This window comes from Dysgonomonas sp. 216, from assembly GCF_010501065.1.
GTDB lineage: Bacteria > Bacteroidota > Bacteroidia > Bacteroidales > Dysgonomonadaceae > QVMM01.
Genome location: NZ_QVMM01000010.1, coordinates 63285 through 86341, shown reverse-complemented (window position 1 = coordinate 86341; position 23057 = coordinate 63285). Strand labels below are relative to the sequence as shown.

Genomic DNA, 23057 nt, shown 5'->3' with positions numbered 1-23057 from the left:
GATGACAAATATAAATATTGATGTAAAAAAAGTACTTGTACTAGGATCGGGAGCCTTGAAGATAGGCGAAGCCGGAGAATTTGACTATTCTGGATCGCAAGCCCTGAAAGCTTTGAAAGAAGAAGGTATAGAAACAGTTCTTATCAATCCTAACATTGCTACAGTGCAAACTTCGGAAGGTTCGGCCGATAAGATATACTTTCTTCCGGTAACGCCTTACTTTGTTGAAAAAGTAATTAAAAAGGAAAAGCCCGATGGAATACTTCTTGCATTTGGAGGACAAACTGCTCTTAACTGTGGTGTGCAATTGTTCGAAGCGGGTATACTTGATAAATACAATGTGCGTGTACTAGGTACACCTGTACAAGCTATTATCGATACCGAAGATAGGGAGTTGTTTGTTAAGAAACTTGATGAGATAGATGTAAAAACCATAAAAAGCACAGCTGTAGGTTCGATTGAAGATGCAGTTAAAGCTGCAGCCGAACTTGGTTATCCTATTATTGTAAGGGCTGCTTATGCCTTGGGTGGACTTGGTTCGGGTTTTTGCGATAACGAACAAGAGTTGCGAGCACTTGCCGAAAAAGCCCTAGCCTATTCTTCTCAGTTATTGATTGAGAAGTCGCTGAAAGGTTGGAAAGAAATTGAATACGAAGTAGTAAGAGACAAATACGGAAACTGTATAACAGTTTGTAATATGGAGAACTTCGACCCGCTAGGTATACACACCGGCGAAAGTATAGTTGTTGCTCCATCGCAAACCCTTACAAACTCGGAAGTCAACAAGCTTCGCGAACTGGCTATCCGCATTGTAAAACACATTGGTATTGTAGGCGAATGTAATGTACAATATGCATTCGACCCTCAATCGGAAGACTATCGGGTTATTGAAGTTAATGCTCGTTTGAGCCGTTCTTCAGCTCTAGCTTCAAAAGCAACAGGTTATCCGTTGGCTTTTGTTGCTGCTAAGCTTGGTCTTGGCTATGGATTGTATGAGTTGAAAAACTCTGTAACCAAATCGACATGCGCATTCTTCGAGCCTGCTCTTGATTATATTGTAGTAAAAATACCACGTTGGGACTTAGGTAAGTTTCATGGAGTATCTAAAGAGATTGGCTCAAGCATGAAATCGGTGGGCGAAATTATGGCCATCGGACGTACATTTGAAGAAGCTATGCAAAAAGGGCTACGAATGATAAACGTTGGAGTCCACGGTTTCACAGCAAATAAACCTTTAGAGATAGACAATCTTGATGAAGCTCTGAAAAACCCTACCGACAAGCGTGTATTTTGCATCGAACAAGCTTTCGAAAAAGGATATACAGTAGACCAGATACACGATTTAACAATGATCGATCGCTGGTTTCTGTACAAACTGCAATACATATTCAATTGTTCGAAAGAACTTGCCAAATACGACGACGTTAACTCGTTGCCTTTGACTCTTCTTCGTTCGGCTAAACAAATGGGATTCTCAGACTTCCAGATATCGAAGATAATATGTAAAGAGCCAAGTCTTATCGACGCATGCGCTCAGGAAATCCGTCGCATTCGTAAAAATAACGGTATAGTTCCTGTTGTAAAACAAATAGATACACTAGCTGCTGAATATCCGGCACAAACAAACTACCTGTATTTAACTTATAACGGTACTACCAACGATGTTAAATATTTGGGCGATCACCGTTCGGTAATCGTGCTCGGATCGGGAGCCTACCGTATCGGTTCGTCTGTCGAATTCGACTGGTGTTCGGTAAATGCTTTGCAAACCATACGTAAAGAGGGCTACCGCTCGGTTATGATAAACTATAACCCCGAAACGGTATCGACCGACTACGATATGTGCGACCGCTTATACTTCGACGAGCTTACATACGAACGGGTAATGGATATTATCGAACTTGAGAACCCTCACGGAGTAATTCTTTCGGTTGGCGGACAGATTCCTAACAATTTAGCTGTGCGTCTTGACGAAGCCAAAGTAAACATACTGGGAACTACTGCTCAGAAAATCGATAATGCCGAAGACCGTCATAAGTTCTCCAGCATGCTTGACCGTATTGGTGTAGACCAACCACGATGGAAAGAACTAAGCTCGCTAAACGATATTAAAGGTTTTGTTGACGAAGTTGGGTATCCAGTTCTGGTACGTCCATCGTATGTGCTTTCGGGTGCAGCGATGAATGTTTGCTCGAACGAGCAAGAACTTGAAAACTTCCTTCAACTGGCTGCCGATGTATCGAAAAAGCATCCGGTAGTAGTGTCTGAGTTTATCGAGAACGCAAAAGAAATAGAACTTGATGCGGTTGCTGATAAAGGCGAGATGATAATGTATGCAATATCGGAACACGTTGAGTTTGCCGGAGTTCACTCCGGAGATGCAACTATCCAATTCCCTGCACAGCGGTTGTATATCGAAACAGTTCGCCGGGTGAAGAAGATAGCGCGTAAAATTGCCAAAGAGCTCGAAATATCAGGACCATTCAATATTCAGTTCCTTGCCAAGAATAACGACATCAAAGTTATAGAATGTAACCTGCGTGCATCGCGTTCGTTTCCATTTGTTTCGAAGGTGTTGAAAATCAACTTTATCGACCTGGCAACTAAAGTTATGCTTGGGCTTCCTGTTGAGAAACCAAATAAGAGTGCTTTCGATCTTGACTATGTTGGAATCAAAGCATCTCAGTTTTCGTTCTCCCGTCTTCAAAAAGCCGATCCTGTACTAGGGGTAGACATGGCTTCGACTGGTGAAGTAGGATGTATAGGTAACGACTTTTACGATGCTATGCTTAAGTCGATGCTTTCTGTCGGATACAAAGTTCCTAAAAAACGTGTATTATTCTCGACAGGGCCAGCCAGATCAAAAGTTGAATTATTGGAAGCTGCACGCCTGCTACATAGTAAAGGATACGAACTATATGCAACAGCAGGTTCGCAAAAATTCCTTGAAGAAAATGGAGTGCCTGCAACCCAAGTATTCTGGCCAAGCGACAACAAACAACCAAATGCCGTTGAAATGATTCAGGAAAAACAAATTGATCTTGTTATCAATATTCCGAAAAACTTTACAACGAGCGAATTGGATAACGGATATAAAGTTCGCCGTGCTTCAATAGACTTTAATATTCCGTTACTAACAAATTCGCGCTTAGCTTCAGCATTTATTCAAGCATTCTGCAAACAAGATGTGGAAGATATTGAAATTAAACACTGGGCTGAATACGAATAATTGAGGTAACAGTTTTTGAGAAACAAATATTTTGAAAGAAGGCGATATAATATCGTCTTCTTTTTTTATCTGCCCGAATATCGACGTTCATTATCTACTGTATAAAGATAAAATTAGTATGAAATGGGTAAGTGGCTAATAAAGATGTGATTGCTGTAAAAAAGAAAAGGTTGTCTCACGACAACCAATCTTCATTGTTAACCTTAAATCTAATACCATGAAAAACACATTACAAATGTAATGAATTTTATGTTACAAAACATAGTTTTCCTATTTTATTTTCGATCCATTAACTTTTGTTATCGTTTTCGGAGTTTGGGAGTTCTTTTTGAGGCTTAATTCCTAATTCTTTTAACATCTCGGCCTGCCTTAAAAGATTACCATTGCCTTCTTTAAGTTGCAACATGGCCTTGTCGTAACTTTTCTGGGTTCTCTCTACGTTTCGACCTATATCGCCCAACACTTCAACAAAACCTGCAAATTTATCGTAAAGCATAGCCCCACGACGAGCAATTTCCTGTGCATTACGGCTTTGATATTCGCGTTTCCACAAATCGGCAACCACTTTTAACGAGGCAATAAGATTTGTTGGGCTGATAAGCAACACTCGTTTCCGATATGCATAGTCCCAAATCGAAGAATCTAATTTCATTGCCAGTATATAAGCCGGTTCGTTAGGGATAAACATCATAACAAAGTCGAGCGATTCAACATAATCCTGATACGATTTCTGACTTAACTCGTCGATATGCTTTTTTATCGAAATAATATGTTCTTTTTCGGCAACAATTCTCACATCTTCATTATCCTCCTCCACATACTTCACATATGCATTAAGCGAAACTTTCGAATCTATAATAATTTTTCGTCCACCCGGATAAACAACAACAACATCGGGCTGCATATATTTATTCTGATCGTTTTGAAGACGTTCGCCATTCTCTCCCCGCAAAAAATCCTGTACATAGTATTCCTCGCCTTTTTTTAGACCCGACTTCTCCAGAATCGATTCGAGCAACATCTCGCCCCAATTACCTTGTATCTTATTATTACCTTTCAAGGCTTTTGTCAGGTTATTGGCATCTTCGCTTATCTGACTATTTAGCGCAACCAATTCTTTTATGCGTTCTTCAAGCGAGAATCTTTGCTTCGATTCTTTTTCGTACGTTTCCTCTACCTTCGTCTTGAATTCAGCCAGTTTCTCATTCAACGGTTTAAGAATGGTTTCCATGTTCGTTTTATTAGTGTCAGTAAACCGACTGGTTTTTTCTTCGAGTATTTGAGTAGCCAAAATCTGAAAATCCTTATTTAATTGCTCTCTTATATTGGTTAGCTCTTCACTTTTAGTTTTTAGTAAATCTTCTTTTGCCTGTATCGAAGCTTGTAGATTAGCAACCTCCTTTACCGATTCTATTTGTTGAGATAACAATACATCTCTTTCGGTTTTAAGCTCCTCTATCTCTAATTTAAGTTCGGTTGTCCGTTGTTTCCCATTCTTTTGTACCAGATATACAGCCAACATCGCAACAACTACTATTACTATTATATATACAATTTCCATATATTATTAAGTTTTAATACAAGGCAAAGATATAAACAAAAGCCGGAGGATGTTGGCTATAAGTCATAAGTTTTTATGTTGTATGATATTCTACTTCGGTAGAATATGATGTGGTGTATAAAGCTCACAATATACATTTTATACAAAACCTGACATATCTGACAGCTTTTATTGTTTTTTGCCTCTTTGTATATCTCCACAGGGTAGGGGGGAGGCTTTTATTGCATAAAAACGTTTTTTTTATATTATGATAATTCTATATATGTAGAATTATTCATGGTAGAGAACTCTTCGAAAAGACTAAAATTGAAAAACCTGACACATCTGACAGTTTTTTTCTGTTTTTGTTTTACCGTTACTTAATATCTGAAAACGGATAAAACCTGACAGTCTTTTATTATTCAAACTACTATTTACCAATAGCTGTATATTACCTGTTGTATAGATAAATTTGAACCTTATTTTCGCAATTAATCCGAATGACGTTCGTAATTTTTTCTTCATAATATAAATTAAAATTTTGTAATAATATTCGAAAGAAAAGTTCCGGACATAAGACATAAGTAGGATAATAATAAAGTGAAATATTTTTTTTATCGAAAATGTATGTCTATACACTTATTTTTTGTTAAAAAATATCTTTGTTTTTTCGTTCGAGTAACAAAAAGAGATATATTCAGTCTTTATATAGTAAGAAGTGATATTTTAAAACCAATTTCACGCTAAAATAATTTGTCTCGTGCTGAAAATATTACTAAAACTAACCTTAATTTCATTAATAATACCGCTTGTTTTTTCGTGTGTTTTTAGCGAAGACAAGAGTGTGCCGGTGTTGACTGTTGTGTACACCGATTTTGAAGATGCTATTACCATTGAAGGACTTATTGAGCCTGTTCATTCAACAACAATGGCATGCCCCCGAAACATAGAAGGTACTGTTACTTACATAGTAGAAGACGGAAGTTTTGTAGAAGAAGGCGAAATAGTATGTCAAATTGAAGTGCCTGAATTACAAACCGAATATGATAAATTGCTTATCGATTTAGAAAATGCAGAGGCTAATTTGACCAAAACCATTGCAGATTTAGAGATGCAATATGCATTGGTTGAAGCTCAGGTAAAAAGCAACGACGCCGAAACTTTAATAGCACAACTCGATTCTCTTCAACTTAAATACGCTCCGCCGAATCAGAGAAAAATTAAAGAGTTGGAGCTTGAGAAAGTTTTGATTGATAAACAAAAACACGAGAAAAAGCTCAAAGCCTTAAATGTTATACAACAATCGGAAGTGAAAAAGCTGGAATTAAGTATTCAAAGGCTCAAAAACAGGATAAAAACAACTAAGGAGCAAATAGATGCTTTAACACTCAAAGCTCCAAAGAAAGGCTTAGCAGTAAAAGGATATCATTTTATTACATGGACCAAAATTCAGGTCGGCGATATAGTTTGGAGTAATATGCCGTTGATAACTTTGCCTCAATTAACCGAGATGAGAGCCAAAATACAGGCAACCGAGAAAGATTTTAAATTTATAAATGTAGGAGATAGTGTATTCTACACATTCGATGCAATGCCTGAGAACAAAGGTTGGGGAAAAATAACAAAAAAAGCCCCTGTAGGAAAGCCTATAAAACAGAACTCGAAGATTAAGTATTTCGAAATAGATGCATCTATTGATAGTGTACTGGTCACTCCCGAAATCGGGATATCGGCAGAATGTCGTATAGTAATGAAACAGCTTGAAGATACTATTGTTATACCTCAAATTTCAATTTTCGATGTAGACTCGATGAAGGTAGTATATGTAAAAAAAGACAATGGTTTTCAATTGAGGCAAGTATTAACAGGTGTATCATCGTCGAAAGAAACAGTTATAACATCGGGACTAAAATCTGACGAGGCAATTGCATTGATAAAGCCCGACGCATCGTTAATAAAGGATAGGGTTGTATTACCCGATTCTACAACACAGCAAATAAATAAAGTTGAAGAAAAATAGAAACACACATATTTTTTATCATGAAAAAAATTAATAAAAGAAAGATACATAAGTACAGCTTATTGCCATTACTATTCATATTTTTTTATGCGTGTGGAGAGAAAGAAACAGAACAAATACCGATAGGAAAAGTTACAAAAGGTACATTATATATAGACATGCACGAGGAAGGTGAGATTGAAGCCGTAAGCTCAATAAACTTGTCTTCTCCATCTATTTCGTGGCGATACGGAAGCCTGAAAATTACCGAAATTGTAAAAGACGGGCATGAAGTAAAAGCCGGGGATACACTGATTGTCTTCGATCCATCGGAAGTACAAAAAGCGATTGTAGAGGCTGAACAAAGGCTCGAAATAAACAAGGCTGACTTAGAGAAGCTAATAGCACAACAACAATCCGATCTTGAAGAATTAAGAGCAGACTACGAAGTGACCCGTATATCTCAGGAAATATCGAAAATACGTTTCGAGTCGGCCGTATACGAGTCGGATGTAAAAAAGAGAGAGATACAGTTAAACCTCGAAAAAGCCGATATTGCTTTGGAAAGAGCTAAGGAGCAGATAGACAATCGTGTAAAAATACAAAAAGAAGAAATTAAACAAAAAAATCTGTCGATAGTACAGGATCAGAACAGGTTGCAAGACGCATTCGAAACTTTAAAAAAATTGTCGGTTGTAACCCCCTCTCCCGGAATTGCCATTATCAGCAGAAACTGGAGTACAAACAACAAATTTCAAATTGGCGACCAATGTTGGTCTGGATTCCCATTAATACAGTTGCCCGACTTATCGAAGCTGAAAGCAACCGTTAAAATAAACGAGGTTGATATAGCAAAAATAAGTAAGGGATTAAAGGTTGAAATAAAACCCGATGCATTCTCCGATAGTGTTTTTACCGGTACGGTTACCTCTGTAGCAAATTTAGCAGTAAATAAAAACGGATCATCAAAAATAAAGATATTTCCCGTCGAAATATTGTTGAATGAAACCCATAAAAATCTATTGCCTGGATTAACAGTGAGTTGCAGGCTCCTTGTCGATAAAATAGACGATGTGCTATACATTCCATTAGATGCACTTCAGACAGAAGGCGATGTAAATTATGTTTACAAAAAAACATCGGGTGGATATGATAAAGTGGAAGTAAAAACAGGAAACAGCAACTCGGATTATATAATAATTACCGAAGGACTGAAAGAAAACGACAATATAGCATTAGTAAACCCGTTTGCTGCCGAAAAAGCACAAGAAAACGATAACGCCACAACGGAAACATCAAAGGAGGAATAAGTATGAAAAAGAATAGGTTATATAAATTGCTTTATGTTCTTCCACTTATTCTGTTAACTCCTTCTTGTGGCAACATTATAAGTTCAGACGATGAAGACAAAAAAAGCCGGAGCGGAAAAACCATAATCGAAACAGGAGAATTGGCCGCAGTAAATTCCCGTGCATTTGTTTTACCCCGGTTTGGCAGGTATTGGTACGAAATGAGAATTATAGGACTTTTGGAACATGGATCTATTGTAAACGCAGGCGATTCAATTATACAACTCGACGCCAACGAGATAAAAAGGTTTATTATTGAGAGGGAAACAAATCACGAAACCGAACTTGCAACCTTAGAGAAACTATACGTCGATCAGGAAAATAAAATACAGGAAGCCGAATCGAAGATTAAAAACGAGATAGCAACTTTCAATCTTAAAAAGATAGAACTGGAATCGTCCCGGTTCGAATCCGAACGGTTACGAAAAATAAAAGAACTGGAATTAAAACAGGCTGAAATAACTTTGGCAAAAGAAAAACGCAAAATGGAATTAAGCAAAATAATAAATTCCAACGACCTGAAAATACAGGAAATAAGAGTTCAACAAATCGAAACTGAAATAAAAGATGCTTATAATATATTGCCTAACTTAACAATCAGGACTCCTATATCCGGAGTATTTCAGGTTGAATGGAACAGGCGAAGCGGTTCCTTAGTTAAAATTGGAGACAACATATATCAAGGGAACAACATGGGTAACGTACCCGAGTTGAAATTCATGAAGGTCAATACATCGATAAATGAAACCGATTTTCTTAAGATAAGAACAGGTCAGAAAGTTGCAATACGTTTAGATGCCATGCCAAAACTTGTATTCGACGGCGAAGTTGCATATATTGGTAAATTATGTCATTTAAAAGATTACAAATCGAAGCAAAAAGTTTTCGATGTTGAAGTAAAAATAATCAAACCTGACGAAAGGCTAAAGCCGGGTATGACTGTAAGTTGTGAATTTTTAGAAGATAATTAATATGCAATACGGAGAAAATATACGTTTAGCACTTCGAGGCTTAGCCGATCATAAGTTCCGCTCGTTCCTTACGATGTTGGGTATTATATTCGGGGTAGCATCTGTTATAACTATGCTCTCTATCGGCGAAGGAGCGAAGCGCGAAGCCATAGCAAAATATCAGGATTTGGGAGTGAACAACATTATCGTTAGGGAAAAAAGCTTGTCGGATGAGGAGCTGGAAGAAGTCAGAGCCAAATTCTCGCAAGGCTTATCCATGAACGATGCCACAGTTATTAAAGACATTGTTCCCGGAATAGAACGTATTGCATCGCAAGCCGAAATTAATACAGATGTAAAATACGAAGACAAATCGGTAAAGTCGACAATTATAGGCATTACGCCCGATTTTTTGCACATGATGAATTATAAGCCTCAGAAGGGAGATTTTATCAACTCAACCCATTATAACGGTCGGCTAAAAGTATGTGTGTTAGGGGCGGGCATAGCTGCCAATTTCTTCAAAAATGAAGACCCGATAGGTAAAATGATAAAAATAGAAGATCAATGGCTGGAAGTAATCGGGGTACTTGAATCTAAAACCCTGTTTACCGAAACTGTTGGAGAGCTTGCTGCCAGAGACTTGAATACCGATGTATATGTTCCTCTGTCAACCTTTCTGAACCGCTTTACTCGGGAGAATATGTTGACCAGCGAAATACAACAGATAACAATTCAGATCGACAATTCGGACCGGTTGATAGAAGCGTCGAAGATAATAGATGAAATATTAAAAAGGCATCACTTCAATAATAGCGATTATAGTATTGTTATTCCGTACGAATTACTTAAACAAGAAGAAAAAGAACGACAAATATATAATTTTCTGCTTGGAGCAATCGCAGCTATATCTTTACTTGTGGGAGGTATTGGGATTATGAATATTATGTTGGCTACAGTAATGGAACGTACACGCGAAATAGGTATCCGTAGGGCTATCGGGGCACGAAAATCGGACATTATGAGCCAATTTGTAACCGAAGCCGTTGCTATAAGTATAACGGGTGGTATTATAGGAATATTGCTTGGTGTTACCCTGTCGCTTACAGTGTCGTTATTTACAGATGTAAGTACCTTCATCAGGGCATATTCTATACTAATTGCTTTTGCCTTCTCGGTAATTGTGGGTATAAGTTTCGGATATCTGCCTGCAAAAAATGCAGCAAATCTGAAACCTGTCGATTCAATACGTTACGAATAAAACAGGCTTATTATGTTGATAGAAATAAAAGACTTAACAAAAAGCTATTCGATTGGCGATTCAGAAATCCCTGTTTTACATGGGATAAATCTGCAAATAGAAAAAAACGAGTACGTTGCAATTATGGGGCCTTCGGGATCGGGAAAATCCACATTTATGAATATTCTCGGTTGTTTAGATACCCCCAGCAGCGGATACTATTACTTCAATAAAGTGGATGTTAGCAATCTGGACGATGATGCATTGTCGGCTATGCGTAATAAAGAAATAGGATTTATTTTCCAGAATTTCAATTTATTACCACGCCTGAATGCGCTTCAGAACGTAGAACTCCCGCTTGTGTATGCAGGCGTTCATCCTCAGGAACGCAAAGAAAAGGCACTGAAAGCTTTGGAAAGAGTGGGGCTGACCGATCGTATTCATCATAAACCAAGCGAACTGAGCGGAGGACAAAAACAACGTGTTGCCATTGCACGCGCGTTGGTAACTAATCCGGGAATTTTGTTAGCCGACGAACCGACAGGTGCGTTAGACTCGAAAACAGGAGTAGATATAATGAAATTGTTCCATGAATTGCACGAGGATGGAAATACAATTATACTAATTACCCACGAGCAGGAGATAGCCGACTATGCAAACCGCAACATATATATAAAGGACGGTATTATCCATTCCGATAAAATAAACCCCAACAGAACGATTGTTTCAAAATAATAACGAAACATTATGAAAAAACTATTATCAACATCAATACTTACTATATTTTGTGTAATAAGTCTAAATTCGCAGGATATATACAACCTTACATTAGAGCAAAGTATAGAGATAGCCAAAGCAAAAAGCCTTAGTATATTAAGGCTTGGACAAGACACCAAGATAGCAAAATACAACTTAAATTCGGCAACAAGTAAGCTAAAAACTCACATAAACCTTGACATTAATACTCCTAAATATTCTGAAGAAATACGATCATTCGAAGATTCTACAGGTGTTTCATACTTCCCTGTTAAACAGTTAAAATACGAAGCTAACCTTGTTATAACTCAACCATTACCTACCGATGGCAATATTTATATTCAGAATTATGCCTCAACTTTAAATGATATGAGGAAAAAAGCAAGGTATACCAACCTTCGTACAAGAGTTGGACTGTCTCAACCTCTCGACGCTTTATATGGTTATAATGGTTTAAAATCTACACTTAAAAGAGCGAAACTTGGATATGAACAATCGAATAAAGCTTTAAAACGGGAAGAGCTAAACCTTATATATCTGGTTAGTAGCGGCTACTATAATTTATTATCACTTCAGAAAAAATCGGAAATAGCTTTACTTGACTTAGAAAGGCAAACGGAAGCCTATGAAATATCGAAAAATAAATTTGCTGCAGGATTGATACGCGAAGTTGATGCTTTACAGATGGAAGTAGATTTGGCTGAAGCCCAGAACAATTACGATATAGCTATTCTAAATGAAGAATCGGTACGAAATTCGTTTAAAGAGTTACTTGGAATAAACTTAAATGATAGTATAAATATAAGTAATGAACTTAAATATAATGTGGTAATTATCAATCCTGATATAGCTATAAATTTAGCTTTAAAAAACCGATTGGAAATAAAAGAACAAGAGATACAAATTCAGCTTCAGAAAATAAATATAAAGCAACAAAAAACGCAAGGAATGATTAGGGGAAGTATAGAAGCTCATTTTGAAAAAGAAGGAATTAATCCTCAATTAGAGGGTGGAAACTATACAAGCTTTAACAAATCGTTAGACAATTCGTGGCAAGATTATAAAGATCGTCCTGTTAATTATAGTGTTGGTTTAAAAATTTCTGTGCCAATTCTCGATTGGGGCGAAAACAGAGCTATGGTTAAAGCAGCAGAAGCAAGATTAACACAGATAAATTATCGTAAAGAAGAAATTGAACGCGAAATCGAAACTGAGGTTAGAAATCTTGTAGCAAACACAAATAGTAATTTAAAGCGGTTACAGCTGCTCGAGAAAAACGTTGTGGTCGCCGAAAAAAGTTTTGAAATAACCCGTCAACGTTACTCTGATGGAGATATCGACAGCCAGGCATTAGCACTCGAACGTAGTCGTTTAAATAATGCGTATACGTCTCATTTGCAGGCATATATTAACTATCAGCTATCTTTGGCCGATTTGATGAGGAAAACATTTTATGATTTCAGAACTCAACAAGAAATTGAATAAATGAAATAACACAAATCGATACAAAGTCGTTTATTGTTATTCTTTTTTCGACTCTTTAAAAAAATTCTTTATGGAGTTAAAAACGTTCATCGCTTTAGCTCCAAAATTTTGTTTTCCCTTTGATATTCCAACCGATTCTACGAGAGCAGGTTGCAGTGCTTGCCAGAAATAATTAAAAGTAGAGTGATAAGGATCGCGAATAATATGTGCTTGCACAATTTCGGGATTGCTTCCTTTTTTACGGGGATTATCGCTTTTTATAATAAGGTTGGCCAGAAATGATATAAATTTATCGTGTTCGGCATTTTTAGTGTTTCCCTTTAGCTTACTAATTTTAAGGTTATTGTATAAGAAAGACATGTCAATATTGGCATCTTTGCTTGTTGCGTTTATTTCGAATTTAACATCTTTCATAGCCCCGTTATCTATACTTGCCCCTGCCATTGGCGTAATCAGTCGGTTTAATTCGTTTAGTTCCATATCTCTGACATGTGCAGTGAGTATAAACTTATCGAGTAAAGGATCAACGGGCATCTTCCACTGAGCTGTGAAATAAGCTGTGTCCATAAAATATCCACTAGCTGTAAGATCAATAAACTGATTCGGCTTCGATACTATATTAGTTAACCCTTTAATATGTCCGTCCAATCTGTTTAAGGTTATTACACCCGGAATTTCGGTTCCTCGTGTAAGTTCTTCATATATAACCGAAAAATTATTTACATACGTATTTTCAACATCAAGTTCTATCGGGGCTTTTTGTACCAACTCATAAATCATAGGCATAATACTATGCTCAATCTTTATATTCTGATTTTTAAAGTTTTGCAATAGTGTATTATTAATAGAAATCTCGGATATATTTAACCTGAGTTTCGAAAATAATGATTGATAATCAATGTCTTTGACGTCAACATTCCCAACTGTCAAGTCAAACCAATCTTTATTTTGAGGATGCTTGTAAGCAAATTCCATTTTAGGATAACGCGATTTCAAACGCAAATTATCTAAGTATAAACGAGGCTCTTTCATTGTAAGACCAATACTATCTACATATAAAGTATAAAAGCCATTCGATACAGGTAATTCTACATTTTTAGTAGCAAAACGCACATCATTGAAATTTAACAAATGGGTATGAGTATTTATATTCAGTGCCTCCATATACAAATCTGTATTATTTACCTTATTTATAACAAGATTTTTCTTGTTGGATGAAGTAGAATAATCCGCATTCGCATCTTTTATACTTAATGTTCCCACAGAAAAGTTTGCTGCAACTTTTTTCAGCGTTTCAAAAACATCGCTATCATTTTCCGATGTTTTATTTTTCGAGCTACCATACGATTTGATCTGTATTACAGGTTGTTCTATTTTCAATACGTCTATATTTAAATTTGAATCAGTTGTAGGTGTATGCCATTGAAAACCTGAAAGTTTAAAATAAGGAAGTTCTAAGCTTATATCTGTATTCGGGCTATGCGAAATGTAAGATAAATCATATATATCTATATCGGTAACAGATAACTTGCTAAAAGGCATGTTCTCGCTCTTCGATTCATTATTGTTCTTTCTGCTATTAGCCGATGTGTAAAAATGAGGTTTACGTAAAAGTATTTTTCCAAGTTCGATATTATTCTCAAGCCGATTACGCCAAACAAAAGGAGATAGTTGGAATAGATCAAAATGCCCTTCAATTTTACTTCCTGTTATTTGATCAACATAATTAAGCAAGAAGTTTTCGACCTCGATTGAATCGATATACAGATAAGAGAATATTTTTTCAAAAGGTACTTTTGTGGTATTTTTACCTTGTTCGGAATTTCTTGCTTTCCGAATATCTATTTTAGGCGAATTTGCATACAATTTACCTGCAACCAAGCGGTCTCCTATATGGTATAATTTGCTCACCGATATTTTAGGCAGGGATAAATTAAGAATAGTACCTGCTAATTTAGAATGTCTATCGGTTTGTATCAATTCCAATCCATTTATTTCGAGATAACCATTCATGTAGCTATAGAAAGCTTTATTAACTTGTAGTATGTATTCATCGTAAATCACCCCTTTTAAACCCGAAAACCTAAAACCAAAATTAGAACAGTCAAATATTCCGTATCTTAACTCTTGTGCCCCCGAAATATTCAGTTTAAACCCTGACGCAAAAGCCGAGAGTCCGCCAACTTTCACATCTATTTTCTTCGTACTTGTATTATCAACATAGTGTATCTTAGCATTATTCAGAGATAATTCTTTTACTTCGATATTATCCGATAATAAATATTCCAATATCGGAATACTTTCTCTATCCTTTTCTTTTTTATTATCTCTTACCGAAACTGAGTTTTTTTCATTTCTTATAAAATAAAGATCGGGGCTGTCAGCTTCTATTCGCTTTATATCTAGAGGAGTATCCGACAAGCTTCCTGATATTTGCAACTTTTTTAAATTTCCTCTTAAATAGTTTTTCGAGGGGTTTCGAGTCAAAGGGTTTATATTAGTATCCTGAATACGGAATATTCCATCTTTTGTGTCCAGAAAGACATTTTTAACATTAAAACTAAAGTTCTGACTTACGATATTTCCTGATATATCATTCGCTTCGAGGGTATACGATTCTGAATACATAAATGTATTTGAAAGAGTAGATGCTGAATCGACCATAAATTTTTCGGCTCTAAAGTTTAACCGCTCAAGGGTATATTCGTCTATCCCCTTCGGTTTTAGGTTGATATATTTAAAGCCGGCATCGGTAATAGCTATTCTATCGATAGCAACACTCGAAAGGATAGGTGACAATACATCATATAGCGACCATGATAATGTATCGTTTTCCGGCCATTGAATCTTATTGTTATTCGATTCCGGTTTTGAAGCTACGTATTTTATATCCGAAGAGCTGATATCAATTGTTCTGGCTTTCAGGTGGGTTTTTGATTGATCTCGTCTAAATACAAATCCTTTTATGCTTAACTCTTTTATTTTTGCGTCCAACATTTCGTGATCGATACCCATAGGTGTCTTCAGTGCTATTGTGTCGTTCGGATATAAGTATATTTCGTTGACGGATATCACCGAATCTTGTGTATTAAGCTTAATGGGTCCCGTCTCCAGTTTTATTTGCTGGGTACTTAATATTGTCTGATGTTTATCGGAGCCTATATAAAATTGATCGCAGTATAGAAGCTTGCCACTTGCCGACGAATTTTTATCCAATCTGAAATTAATTGCGTTAAAATTTATATCGTCAAGTGCATAAACAGATGGATATTTACCATTCTTTACGTCGTACTGAATGTTTAGGTGCCTTATATTGATATTCTTTACTGTAAGTATATCGATATAAGGCGAAATTAATTCGTAAATATTTTGAGCATCTGTATTCTTTTTTTCTCGTGTTTGCTGTAAAGAATAGGGCTCGGTAATTTTTATGTCAGGTGATATCACTTCAAATAAATCAAAATTCAGTTTCTTATAATTGAAGCGCCAAATAAGATTTATTCCCTCAAATTTCAAGGATTGCAGGCTGATTTCGGCATAATTAACAGGAAGGCTGTCTACAGATTCCCATTTGTTAAATATCATTGAATCAGGTTTTAATTTTATATTCTCGATAAGGAGATTACCTGTGAAAAAATCAATTGTAAGGTGTTCGAACGATAAATCATAAAACCCGTTGGAAGCAAGGGCTACCCGATTTCGCAATTCTAATTTCAAGAAGCTTTCGAGTCTGTAACTAAAAAACCAATTGAGCCCTAAGAGTAAGACACCTCCTATTCCAACGATGAAAAGTGTGTATCGTAATCTTTTTCTTTTGCTCGCAGTCATACTTTAGCAAATTTGTATAAAATCCTGATTTATTGAATTCGTTTATTCCTTCTTTTTTAAGAACAAAATTGTCAATCTAAAGTTCTGTTAAACAATAAAATATTTGATCTGGTTTTATTATTATATAATTTATAATGTCAAACGAATATGCAAAAAGAACCAATTATATAAAATAAACGTAAATTTATAGTTATTTTAGCAGCTGTTTTAGCAAAATCAACTTAAATACACACTTTTAATAAAAACTGATGAAGAAAACGCTTTTAAAAACAGCTTCTTTTGCTGTTATTCTAACTATTCTATTTTCAAGCTGTGCTTCGATTGTTTCCAAATCGAGTTACCCTGTGCACATAAATACATCGCCTAGCGATGCCGATGTTGTAATAACCGATAAAAAAGGGAAGGATATATTTATTGGAAGAACTCCTGCAATTGTGAAACTAAAATCAGGTTCGGGATTTTTTAGTAAAGCATCTTATCAGGTAAGACTATCTTATCCCGGATACGACGACAAATTAATGACAATCGATAGTAGAATTTCGGGATGGTATTTCGGTAATTTATTATTTGGAGGTTTAATAGGGTTGTTTATTGTTGACCCTGCAACCGGTGCAATGTGGACTATTGAGACGGATTATATCAACACTGCATTATCTCCTAAAGATGAAGTGAAAAATGCATCAAACGAAGAAGAAGGAGTTATGTCTCTTCACATACTCGACATCAACAGCTTATCTGAAGAACAAAAAGAAAAATTGGTAAAATTAAATTGATAACAACCTTTATCTGTAAATCTTTAGCATTAGGTATTGTTTTTTTACAAAAAAACAATACCTTTGCACTCGCTTTATGCAAAATAAGGATGGTCCGGTAGCTCAGCTGGATAGAGCAACAGCCTTCTAAGCTGTGGGTCGTGGGTTCGAATCCCGCTCGGATCACTGGAAGATCGGAAACTAACAGACAATTTTCCGGCAAAACAAGACAAAACTCTCTAGAATAGCATTTTAGGGAGTTTTTTTATTTTCTACAATAGACACCATCCGCCACTTTTTTTCCAATGGAAGACAACGAATCGTTACGGTATCGTTACGGATTTTGTTTTTTGATAAAACCGTAACGAATTAGAATATAACAGTCTCATTTGTCATTAATTGGCAGTATTTTGTCCGCCTGACTTCTAACAATTAACTCTAGTTTTAAACGCTAAAAAAATGTGTTATGAAGTCAACTGTTAGCAAGTCCATGTTCAGGACTTTATTCTACCTTAGAAAGAACGAGGTAAACAAAGCCGGTAATTGCTCCATCATGGTTCGTATTACCATCAATAAAGAGCAAACCCAATTCAGTTCTAAATTACAAATCAAACCTGAACTTTGGGATACAACAAACGCAAAGGTATCGGGCAATTCTGCCCAGGCCGTTAATATTAATCGTCTATTGAACGCTATGCGGGTAAAGATAGATGAAATTTACCACAAACAGCTCAATGAGCATGGTTATGTCTTACCTGAGAAAATCAAAAACATTGTACTGGGCATTGAAACCGACAAAAAGAAGATGTTGTTAGAACATTTTGCCGGACATAATGAGTTTTACCTGCTTAAAATAGGAAGAGATACCTCACAAATAACCTATGGAAGATATGAATTGACTAAAACGCGTCTGAAAGAGTTTCTTAAAAAAGAGTGCAAGCTATCTGATATTCCGGTGATGGAACTCACTCCTATTTTTATTGAAAGATTTTTCCTGTTCCTGCAAAATGAACATGGTTGCAGTAATAACACCGCTTTGAAGTTTGTTCAACGTTTTAGGACTGTATTCAACTACATTAAAAGTACCGGAGCAGATATCAAGATAGATCCTTTTGTCAGTTTCAGGTTTAAAACTAAAAAGGTAGTCCGGGAGGTTCTTACTCAAGAGGAAATTGATACGATTTACCGGAAAGACTTCCTAACCGAAAGGCTCTGCCATGTGCGGGATGTTTTCATTTTTATGTGCTATACCGGACTTAGTTATATTGATGTGACCCGGTTGACAGAAGATAATATCAAAACAGCCTTTGATGGCCATCAATGGATTATGACCAATCGCCAGAAAACAAATGTACCGTCAAATATCCGTTTGTTGGAAATACCTTTGGAAATTATAGAACGCTATAAAGGCAAACAAAAAGACGGAAAATTATTTCCTGTTTGCTCCAATCAAAAGATGAATGAATACCTGAAAGAAATTGCAACAATATGTGGGATTGATAAACCCGTGACCTGCCACACAGCCCGCCATACGTTCGGAACGACTGTTACGTTGGCTAACGGAGTTCCTATTGAAACAGTGTCGAAGATGCTTGGACACACCGATATCCGCACAACTCAAATCTATGCCCGTATCGTTGACAAAAAACTTAGTTCGGACATGGATAATTTGGCTAAGGCATATAAAACAAGAAAATACACAAAAAGGAAAGCTTTATGAAAACGGGATATATAAAAATTACAGGAATAGAAGGTAATATGCCCATTATTGAAGTCAATCCCGTTAATAGTACGGTCTGGATGACTGCCTATGAGATTGCTGATCTGTTCGGAGTCTATACTTCGACAGTCAATAAATACCTCAAAGCTATATTTAAAGATAACTTGCTAAAAGAAAGTGAGGTGACTAAAGAGTATCGTTATACATGTACTGATAACGGGGAATGTATCCGTACATACTATAATCTAAAAATAATCATATGTTTAAGTTTCAGGCTCCAATCTCTTTATACAAAAGCTTTTCGGGAATGGATATTTCATATTTTCAGAAACAATAACAGAAAAGAAGAGTTTTTTGCACCCTTTATTATCTGTAATTTGGACGTCAATGATTATTCACCACTAAATTTGAACTAAAATGGAATTGCAAACAATAGAAGATAGAATTATTTTAGTTCAGGATAAACCGGTGATCCTGGACAGTGACGTGGCTGAACTTTACGGAGTTGAAACCAAACGCATCAACGAAGCTGTAAAGAACAATCCCGATAAATTTCCCGATGGATATATTATGTATCTGTCATACGAAGAGTTTGAGACTTTGCGGTCGAAATTTTCGTCCACAAAACTGAACATGAGCCGTACTATACCTAAAGCCTTTTCGGAAAAAGGGCTTTACATGATTGCCACAATACTCAAATCGCCAAAAGCAACAGAAACGACCATCGGTATTATTGAAACCTTTGCGAAAGTCCGGGAGTTATCCCGTAATATTACCGGGATATCGGAAATAACAGATCAGGAACAGCGAAAATCCCTGATGCAACGAAGCGGCGAGTTAATTTCGGATGTATTAAGCAGCGATTTCCAGACAGTCGGAACAGAAACAACTATTGAACTCAATTTCTCTGTGCTGAAAGTCAAGCATACTGTAAAGAAAAAACCAAAAGAATAATTTATCACAATTTATGATAAGCCTTTTACTTTCAAAGTGAGAGGCTTTTTTGATTCGATAAAAAAGATACCTAACAGCAAAAGATATGCTGTAAAAAGAAATACAGAAACCAGTTTATCCGAATAATCCGGTATCGTATATTATATTTTAACCTTTTTCGCTACATTTGGATTTTCATATTTAAGAACCATTCGCAGCAAATGATTGAGAATATAGAGATAAGTATTCCTGTGGAAGAAGTGGAAGACAGCCCGGTTGGCGAATATCTGCAATTAAGCGACCTTCCGGGAGAGTTCCTACTTATCAGAAGGATGGATGATAGCCTGTTCTACTTCCTATGCACAAGTGACTGTCCCATACAGGAAGTATGCCATTCTTTTGACTGGTATATCGTTTCAAACGATAAGTTCAATGAAAAAATGATTATCGGTGCAGGGCTGGCAGGCAATGATAATACAGAGGGGATAATATACAGGGTCAGGGACGAGGACACATTAAAACTATGGAAAGATATATTACTGTTCACCTTTGAAAGCGATTTTATAAAACAGTTCTTTCCCTACACGAACCACTTTAAGGGGAAAATGCGTATCGACGATGCCTTATGTTTTTATATTCACGATTATTATCCGGTTTCCCGCCATAAAGACATATCCACATATCAGAAGAAGGTATCCAACCTTGTATTCCGGTTTAAGGAAGGTAAGCAATCGGCCTTAGTCGCCAAACTGTTTTCACTGGCGATAATGCGGATGCCTTTCTTTAAGGAACTGCGCAATCCGGTGCTTATTTCCATACCGGCTGCAACCCGGGAACGTAATATCCGGCGTTTCGCACAATTTAACTACCTGTTGTCAAAACGTATAAAAGTTGAAGACGGCTTCAGAGCCATTTGGATAAAAGAAGACCGTGAGCAGCTAAAGGGGACCAAAGGTCATGACAAGCTCGTAAACCTGGTTTTTCATCCCGAATATTATACCGGCAAGGATGTATTATTGGTTGACGATATATTTACTACCGGAGATAGTTTTATCCAGGTAAAACGGGAATTGGTTAAGTCTGGTGCCCGGTCAGTCACCGGATTATTCTTTGGTAAGACTATAGGAAAGGAATAGTCTTTAAACTTATCCCTTTTTTTAGCTATAACAGTGTACCTGTCTTGACATTCAAAAAGTAGGTACAAAGGTTGTGAATTTATCTTAACAAATCAACACCTATATATTGCGATTTCTCCTCGGCTGACCAACCTCTTAATACTCTTTTTCATCTCACAACAAAGACAGTCCAGAATTGATTTTTCAGCTGTTAAAAATAATTCTACAAATTAGTTTAATTTATTAAAATACCTTGAAAGTAAAAGATAAAGCAACAGGAAAAGCGCAGACTCATTATCCTATCAAATACAACTATGAAGATTACGATTCGCATATTAGCTATGACAGTCATTTCGTTACTACCTTAATGCAGACAGGTAGAGGACAATGCCATTCCATGCCTTTGTATTACCTCGTACTAGCCGAAGAAATGGGAGCAGAAGCATACTGGTCTTTCTCCCCAAGACATTCATTTGTGAAAATACAGGATGAAAAAGGAGATTGGTATAATCTGGAACTAACCTGTAAAGCTATCCTTAGTGATACCCACTATATGAACAGTAGTTATATCAAAGCCGAAGCCATGCAAAGTAAAATATACCTTGAACCAATGGATAAAACCAACGTGGTTGCTGAAATGCTGTTGGATTTAGCAAGAGGATATTATCAAAAATACGGCTATGATGATTTTTACCTTAAATGTATAGATACGGCAGAAAAATATCTAAAAAATAATATGAATGCCAAATTACTGAAATCCGGCTACCAAACACGGCTTACTCTTACCTTAGCCCACCTGCTGAATGCCCCAAAGCCGGAGATAATGAAAGAACTATCTCCCGAAGCTTATAAACATTTTGAGTTGATGCAAGCCCAATATAAAGAAATTGACGATATGGGTTATGAAGAAATTCCTGTTGCCGTCTATGCCCTGTGGCTCGACCATATTGCCAGAGAAAAGGAAAAATCAGAAAATACAAAGCAGCCATCTATTTTTATTAAAAAAAGTATAGAAGGAAAATAAAGTATGATCCTCCTACCTTATGTACTTTTGTATGCAATAGATGTTTCTTAAAAAACATCATCTTCCCACCTTGCTACTAACGATTTTCCCGCCCTTTTCATAATCAGTCTCCCCATAAGGCATATATATCGCTTCGATGAGGAGGATGTTGTTCTAAAAGCAAAGGTATCTCATATTCCCGGTATAGACGTAAAATTCTTTCAGCCCCAAGGGGTTTTGAAAACAATCTTCCTCTGCTCCCCTTCTCTACTTTCGGGGCGAGCGTATTCTTTTCAAAAAATTTGTCATACCGCCAATCTGACCTTTTGCCGCCTTTAGAACAACATACTCCTCATCGAAGCGACACGGCATAAAAAAAAGGTCGACAATTATGAAAACAACAGAAAAAAACAATGAGAACAACATTTCCTATCTCGCTCGTAGCATAAAATTGGGTTTAGGAGTGGCTTTGTTAGTGGTTTGCAGTGCGTTTATCAGCAAATCGGGCGTATGCCTGCTGGGGGTGGTGGCTTTGTATATTCTTGTTCGTAGCGTTTTTAAAATCATCCGTTTGTCGGTTGGTATTATCTACTCTTTGCTGTCAGTGCTATTCCTTTTGGCAGTAGCAGCAATCATTATCTCATTTATCCTTTAATATTTCACAATATGAAAAATATAACTATTGATAAATCAAAGACAGTAGCCTTTACTGGGCATCGCAATATTAATATAGAGAATGTTGCCATCTTAAGAGAAGAATTAACACATATCCTTTCAGAGCAGTATAACAATGGCTATCGCACATTTATTACGGGCGGAGCAAGGGGATTCGATTTGCTGGCTTCGGAAGTAGTATTGAGTTTGCAGGAACAACTTACAGATATACAGTTATTCATTGCTGTACCCTATGCAGGACATCACAATTATTTTACGCAAGAAGACAAACAGCGGTATATCTGCATAGCTGATAATGCTACCTTAAATATCATCCTGTCCGCATATTATTACAAAGAATGCTTCTTGCGCCGTAACGATTATATGTTAGAACATTCTTCTTTACTGATAGCCTATTACGGTCAATCCTTTTTCAGTGGCACAGGCTATACAGTCCGCAGGGCAGAAGCAAACAAAATTCCGACTATTAACTTATTCAAATAA

Annotated in this window: 17 protein-coding genes and 1 tRNA gene; 16 read left to right on the top strand and 2 right to left on the bottom strand. The window is 36.5% G+C overall.

Features of this window, described 5'->3' with window-relative positions; all coding sequences use genetic code 11:
• Position 1: 1 nt before the first annotated feature.
• A complete protein-coding gene (gene carB / locus D0T53_RS07685) occupies positions 2–3229 on the top strand; it encodes a carbamoyl-phosphate synthase (glutamine-hydrolyzing) large subunit (protein WP_255489412.1) in 3228 nt (1075 codons plus the stop codon).
• Between the two features lie 289 nt (positions 3230–3518).
• Here the strand turns inward: carB and D0T53_RS07680 are convergent, their stop codons facing one another.
• Complete coding sequence (locus tag D0T53_RS07680) at positions 3519–4790, bottom strand: DNA recombination protein RmuC (RefSeq protein WP_163266512.1); 1272 nt, start codon at positions 4788–4790, stop codon at positions 3519–3521.
• 739 nt (positions 4791–5529) lie between these two features.
• On the opposite strand from D0T53_RS07680, the gene D0T53_RS07675 reads away from it, so the two are divergent.
• Genes D0T53_RS07675 through D0T53_RS07650 form a run of 6 tightly spaced genes read left to right on the top strand, consistent with a single transcriptional unit; the run spans position 5530 to position 12548 of the window.
• On the top strand, positions 5530–6789 hold the full coding sequence (locus D0T53_RS07675) for an efflux RND transporter periplasmic adaptor subunit (protein ID WP_163266510.1): 1260 nt from the start codon (positions 5530–5532) through the stop codon (positions 6787–6789).
• A gap of 20 nt (positions 6790–6809) precedes the next feature.
• Positions 6810–8078 carry an efflux RND transporter periplasmic adaptor subunit gene (locus tag D0T53_RS07670; protein ID WP_163266508.1) on the top strand — a complete coding sequence of 423 codons (1269 nt, stop codon included), beginning with the start codon at positions 6810–6812 and terminating at the stop codon, positions 8076–8078.
• A gap of 2 nt (positions 8079–8080) precedes the next feature.
• A complete protein-coding gene (locus D0T53_RS07665; RefSeq protein WP_163266506.1) occupies positions 8081–9088 on the top strand; it encodes an HlyD family secretion protein in 1008 nt (335 codons plus the stop codon).
• A gap of 1 nt (position 9089) precedes the next feature.
• Positions 9090–10328 (top strand): ABC transporter permease, encoded by a 1239-nt coding sequence (locus D0T53_RS07660; protein WP_163266504.1) that lies wholly within the window; start codon positions 9090–9092, stop codon positions 10326–10328.
• Between the two features lie 12 nt (positions 10329–10340).
• On the top strand, positions 10341–11042 hold the full coding sequence (locus D0T53_RS07655; protein ID WP_304487043.1) for an ABC transporter ATP-binding protein: 702 nt from the start codon (positions 10341–10343) through the stop codon (positions 11040–11042).
• A gap of 12 nt (positions 11043–11054) precedes the next feature.
• A complete protein-coding gene (locus D0T53_RS07650; protein WP_163266502.1) occupies positions 11055–12548 on the top strand; it encodes a TolC family protein in 1494 nt (497 codons plus the stop codon).
• Between the two features lie 36 nt (positions 12549–12584).
• On the opposite strand, the gene D0T53_RS07645 is transcribed toward D0T53_RS07650, so the two are convergent.
• Complete coding sequence (locus tag D0T53_RS07645) at positions 12585–16376, bottom strand: hypothetical protein (protein WP_163266500.1); 3792 nt, start codon at positions 16374–16376, stop codon at positions 12585–12587.
• Between the two features lie 248 nt (positions 16377–16624).
• Between D0T53_RS07645 and D0T53_RS07640 the strand changes: the two genes are divergently transcribed.
• From D0T53_RS07640 to D0T53_RS07600, 9 genes are all read left to right on the top strand, one after another.
• Positions 16625–17149, top strand: coding sequence for a hypothetical protein (locus D0T53_RS07640; protein WP_163266498.1), 525 nt, complete (start codon positions 16625–16627; stop codon positions 17147–17149).
• A gap of 91 nt (positions 17150–17240) precedes the next feature.
• Positions 17241–17314 (top strand) — tRNA-Arg (locus tag D0T53_RS07635).
• A gap of 280 nt (positions 17315–17594) precedes the next feature.
• The gene (locus D0T53_RS07630) at positions 17595–18848 is read left to right on the top strand and encodes a site-specific integrase (RefSeq protein ID WP_163266496.1); all 1254 of its coding nucleotides are present in this window, start codon (positions 17595–17597) and stop codon (positions 18846–18848) included.
• Positions 18845–19264, top strand: coding sequence for a hypothetical protein (locus D0T53_RS07625; protein ID WP_163266494.1), 420 nt, complete (start codon positions 18845–18847; stop codon positions 19262–19264). The genes D0T53_RS07630 and D0T53_RS07625 overlap by 4 nt, the downstream gene beginning before the upstream one ends.
• A 1-nt stretch (position 19265) precedes the next feature.
• Positions 19266–19802: an ORF6N domain-containing protein gene (locus D0T53_RS07620; protein ID WP_163266492.1), complete on the top strand. Its 537-nt coding sequence runs from the start codon at positions 19266–19268 to the stop codon at positions 19800–19802.
• A gap of 200 nt (positions 19803–20002) precedes the next feature.
• The gene (locus D0T53_RS07615) at positions 20003–20917 is read left to right on the top strand and encodes a ribonucleotide-diphosphate reductase subunit beta (RefSeq protein WP_163266490.1); all 915 of its coding nucleotides are present in this window, start codon (positions 20003–20005) and stop codon (positions 20915–20917) included.
• Between the two features lie 232 nt (positions 20918–21149).
• Positions 21150–21920: a hypothetical protein gene (locus D0T53_RS07610; RefSeq protein WP_163266488.1), complete on the top strand. Its 771-nt coding sequence runs from the start codon at positions 21150–21152 to the stop codon at positions 21918–21920.
• A 370-nt stretch (positions 21921–22290) separates the two neighbouring features.
• Positions 22291–22554 (top strand): hypothetical protein, encoded by a 264-nt coding sequence (locus tag D0T53_RS07605; protein ID WP_163266486.1) that lies wholly within the window; start codon positions 22291–22293, stop codon positions 22552–22554.
• Between the two features lie 11 nt (positions 22555–22565).
• On the top strand, positions 22566–23057 hold the full coding sequence (locus D0T53_RS07600; protein WP_163266484.1) for an SLOG family protein: 492 nt from the start codon (positions 22566–22568) through the stop codon (positions 23055–23057).

Bases quoted from the DNA above. Each gene is read 5' to 3' on its own strand.
- D0T53_RS07670 (WP_163266508.1), top strand. From the start codon at position 6,810: ATGAAAAAAATTAATAAAAGAAAGATACATAAGTACAGCTTATTGCCA.
- D0T53_RS07615 (WP_163266490.1), top strand. From the start codon at position 20,003: ATGATTGAGAATATAGAGATAAGTATTCCTGTGGAAGAAGTGGAAGAC.
- D0T53_RS07660 (WP_163266504.1), top strand. From the start codon at position 9,090: ATGCAATACGGAGAAAATATACGTTTAGCACTTCGAGGCTTAGCCGAT.
- D0T53_RS07600 (WP_163266484.1), top strand. From the start codon at position 22,566: ATGAAAAATATAACTATTGATAAATCAAAGACAGTAGCCTTTACTGGG.
- D0T53_RS07645 (WP_163266500.1), bottom strand. From the start codon at position 16,376: ATGACTGCGAGCAAAAGAAAAAGATTACGATACACACTTTTCATCGTT.
- D0T53_RS07650 (WP_163266502.1), top strand. From the start codon at position 11,055: ATGAAAAAACTATTATCAACATCAATACTTACTATATTTTGTGTAATA.
- D0T53_RS07655 (WP_304487043.1), top strand. From the start codon at position 10,341: ATGTTGATAGAAATAAAAGACTTAACAAAAAGCTATTCGATTGGCGAT.
- D0T53_RS07680 (WP_163266512.1), bottom strand. From the start codon at position 4,790: ATGGAAATTGTATATATAATAGTAATAGTAGTTGTTGCGATGTTGGCT.
- D0T53_RS07605 (WP_163266486.1), top strand. From the start codon at position 22,291: ATGAAAACAACAGAAAAAAACAATGAGAACAACATTTCCTATCTCGCT.
- D0T53_RS07640 (WP_163266498.1), top strand. From the start codon at position 16,625: ATGAAGAAAACGCTTTTAAAAACAGCTTCTTTTGCTGTTATTCTAACT.
- D0T53_RS07630 (WP_163266496.1), top strand. From the start codon at position 17,595: ATGAAGTCAACTGTTAGCAAGTCCATGTTCAGGACTTTATTCTACCTT.
- carB (WP_255489412.1), top strand. From the start codon at position 2: ATGACAAATATAAATATTGATGTAAAAAAAGTACTTGTACTAGGATCG.
- D0T53_RS07665 (WP_163266506.1), top strand. From the start codon at position 8,081: ATGAAAAAGAATAGGTTATATAAATTGCTTTATGTTCTTCCACTTATT.
- D0T53_RS07620 (WP_163266492.1), top strand. From the start codon at position 19,266: ATGGAATTGCAAACAATAGAAGATAGAATTATTTTAGTTCAGGATAAA.
- D0T53_RS07625 (WP_163266494.1), top strand. From the start codon at position 18,845: ATGAAAACGGGATATATAAAAATTACAGGAATAGAAGGTAATATGCCC.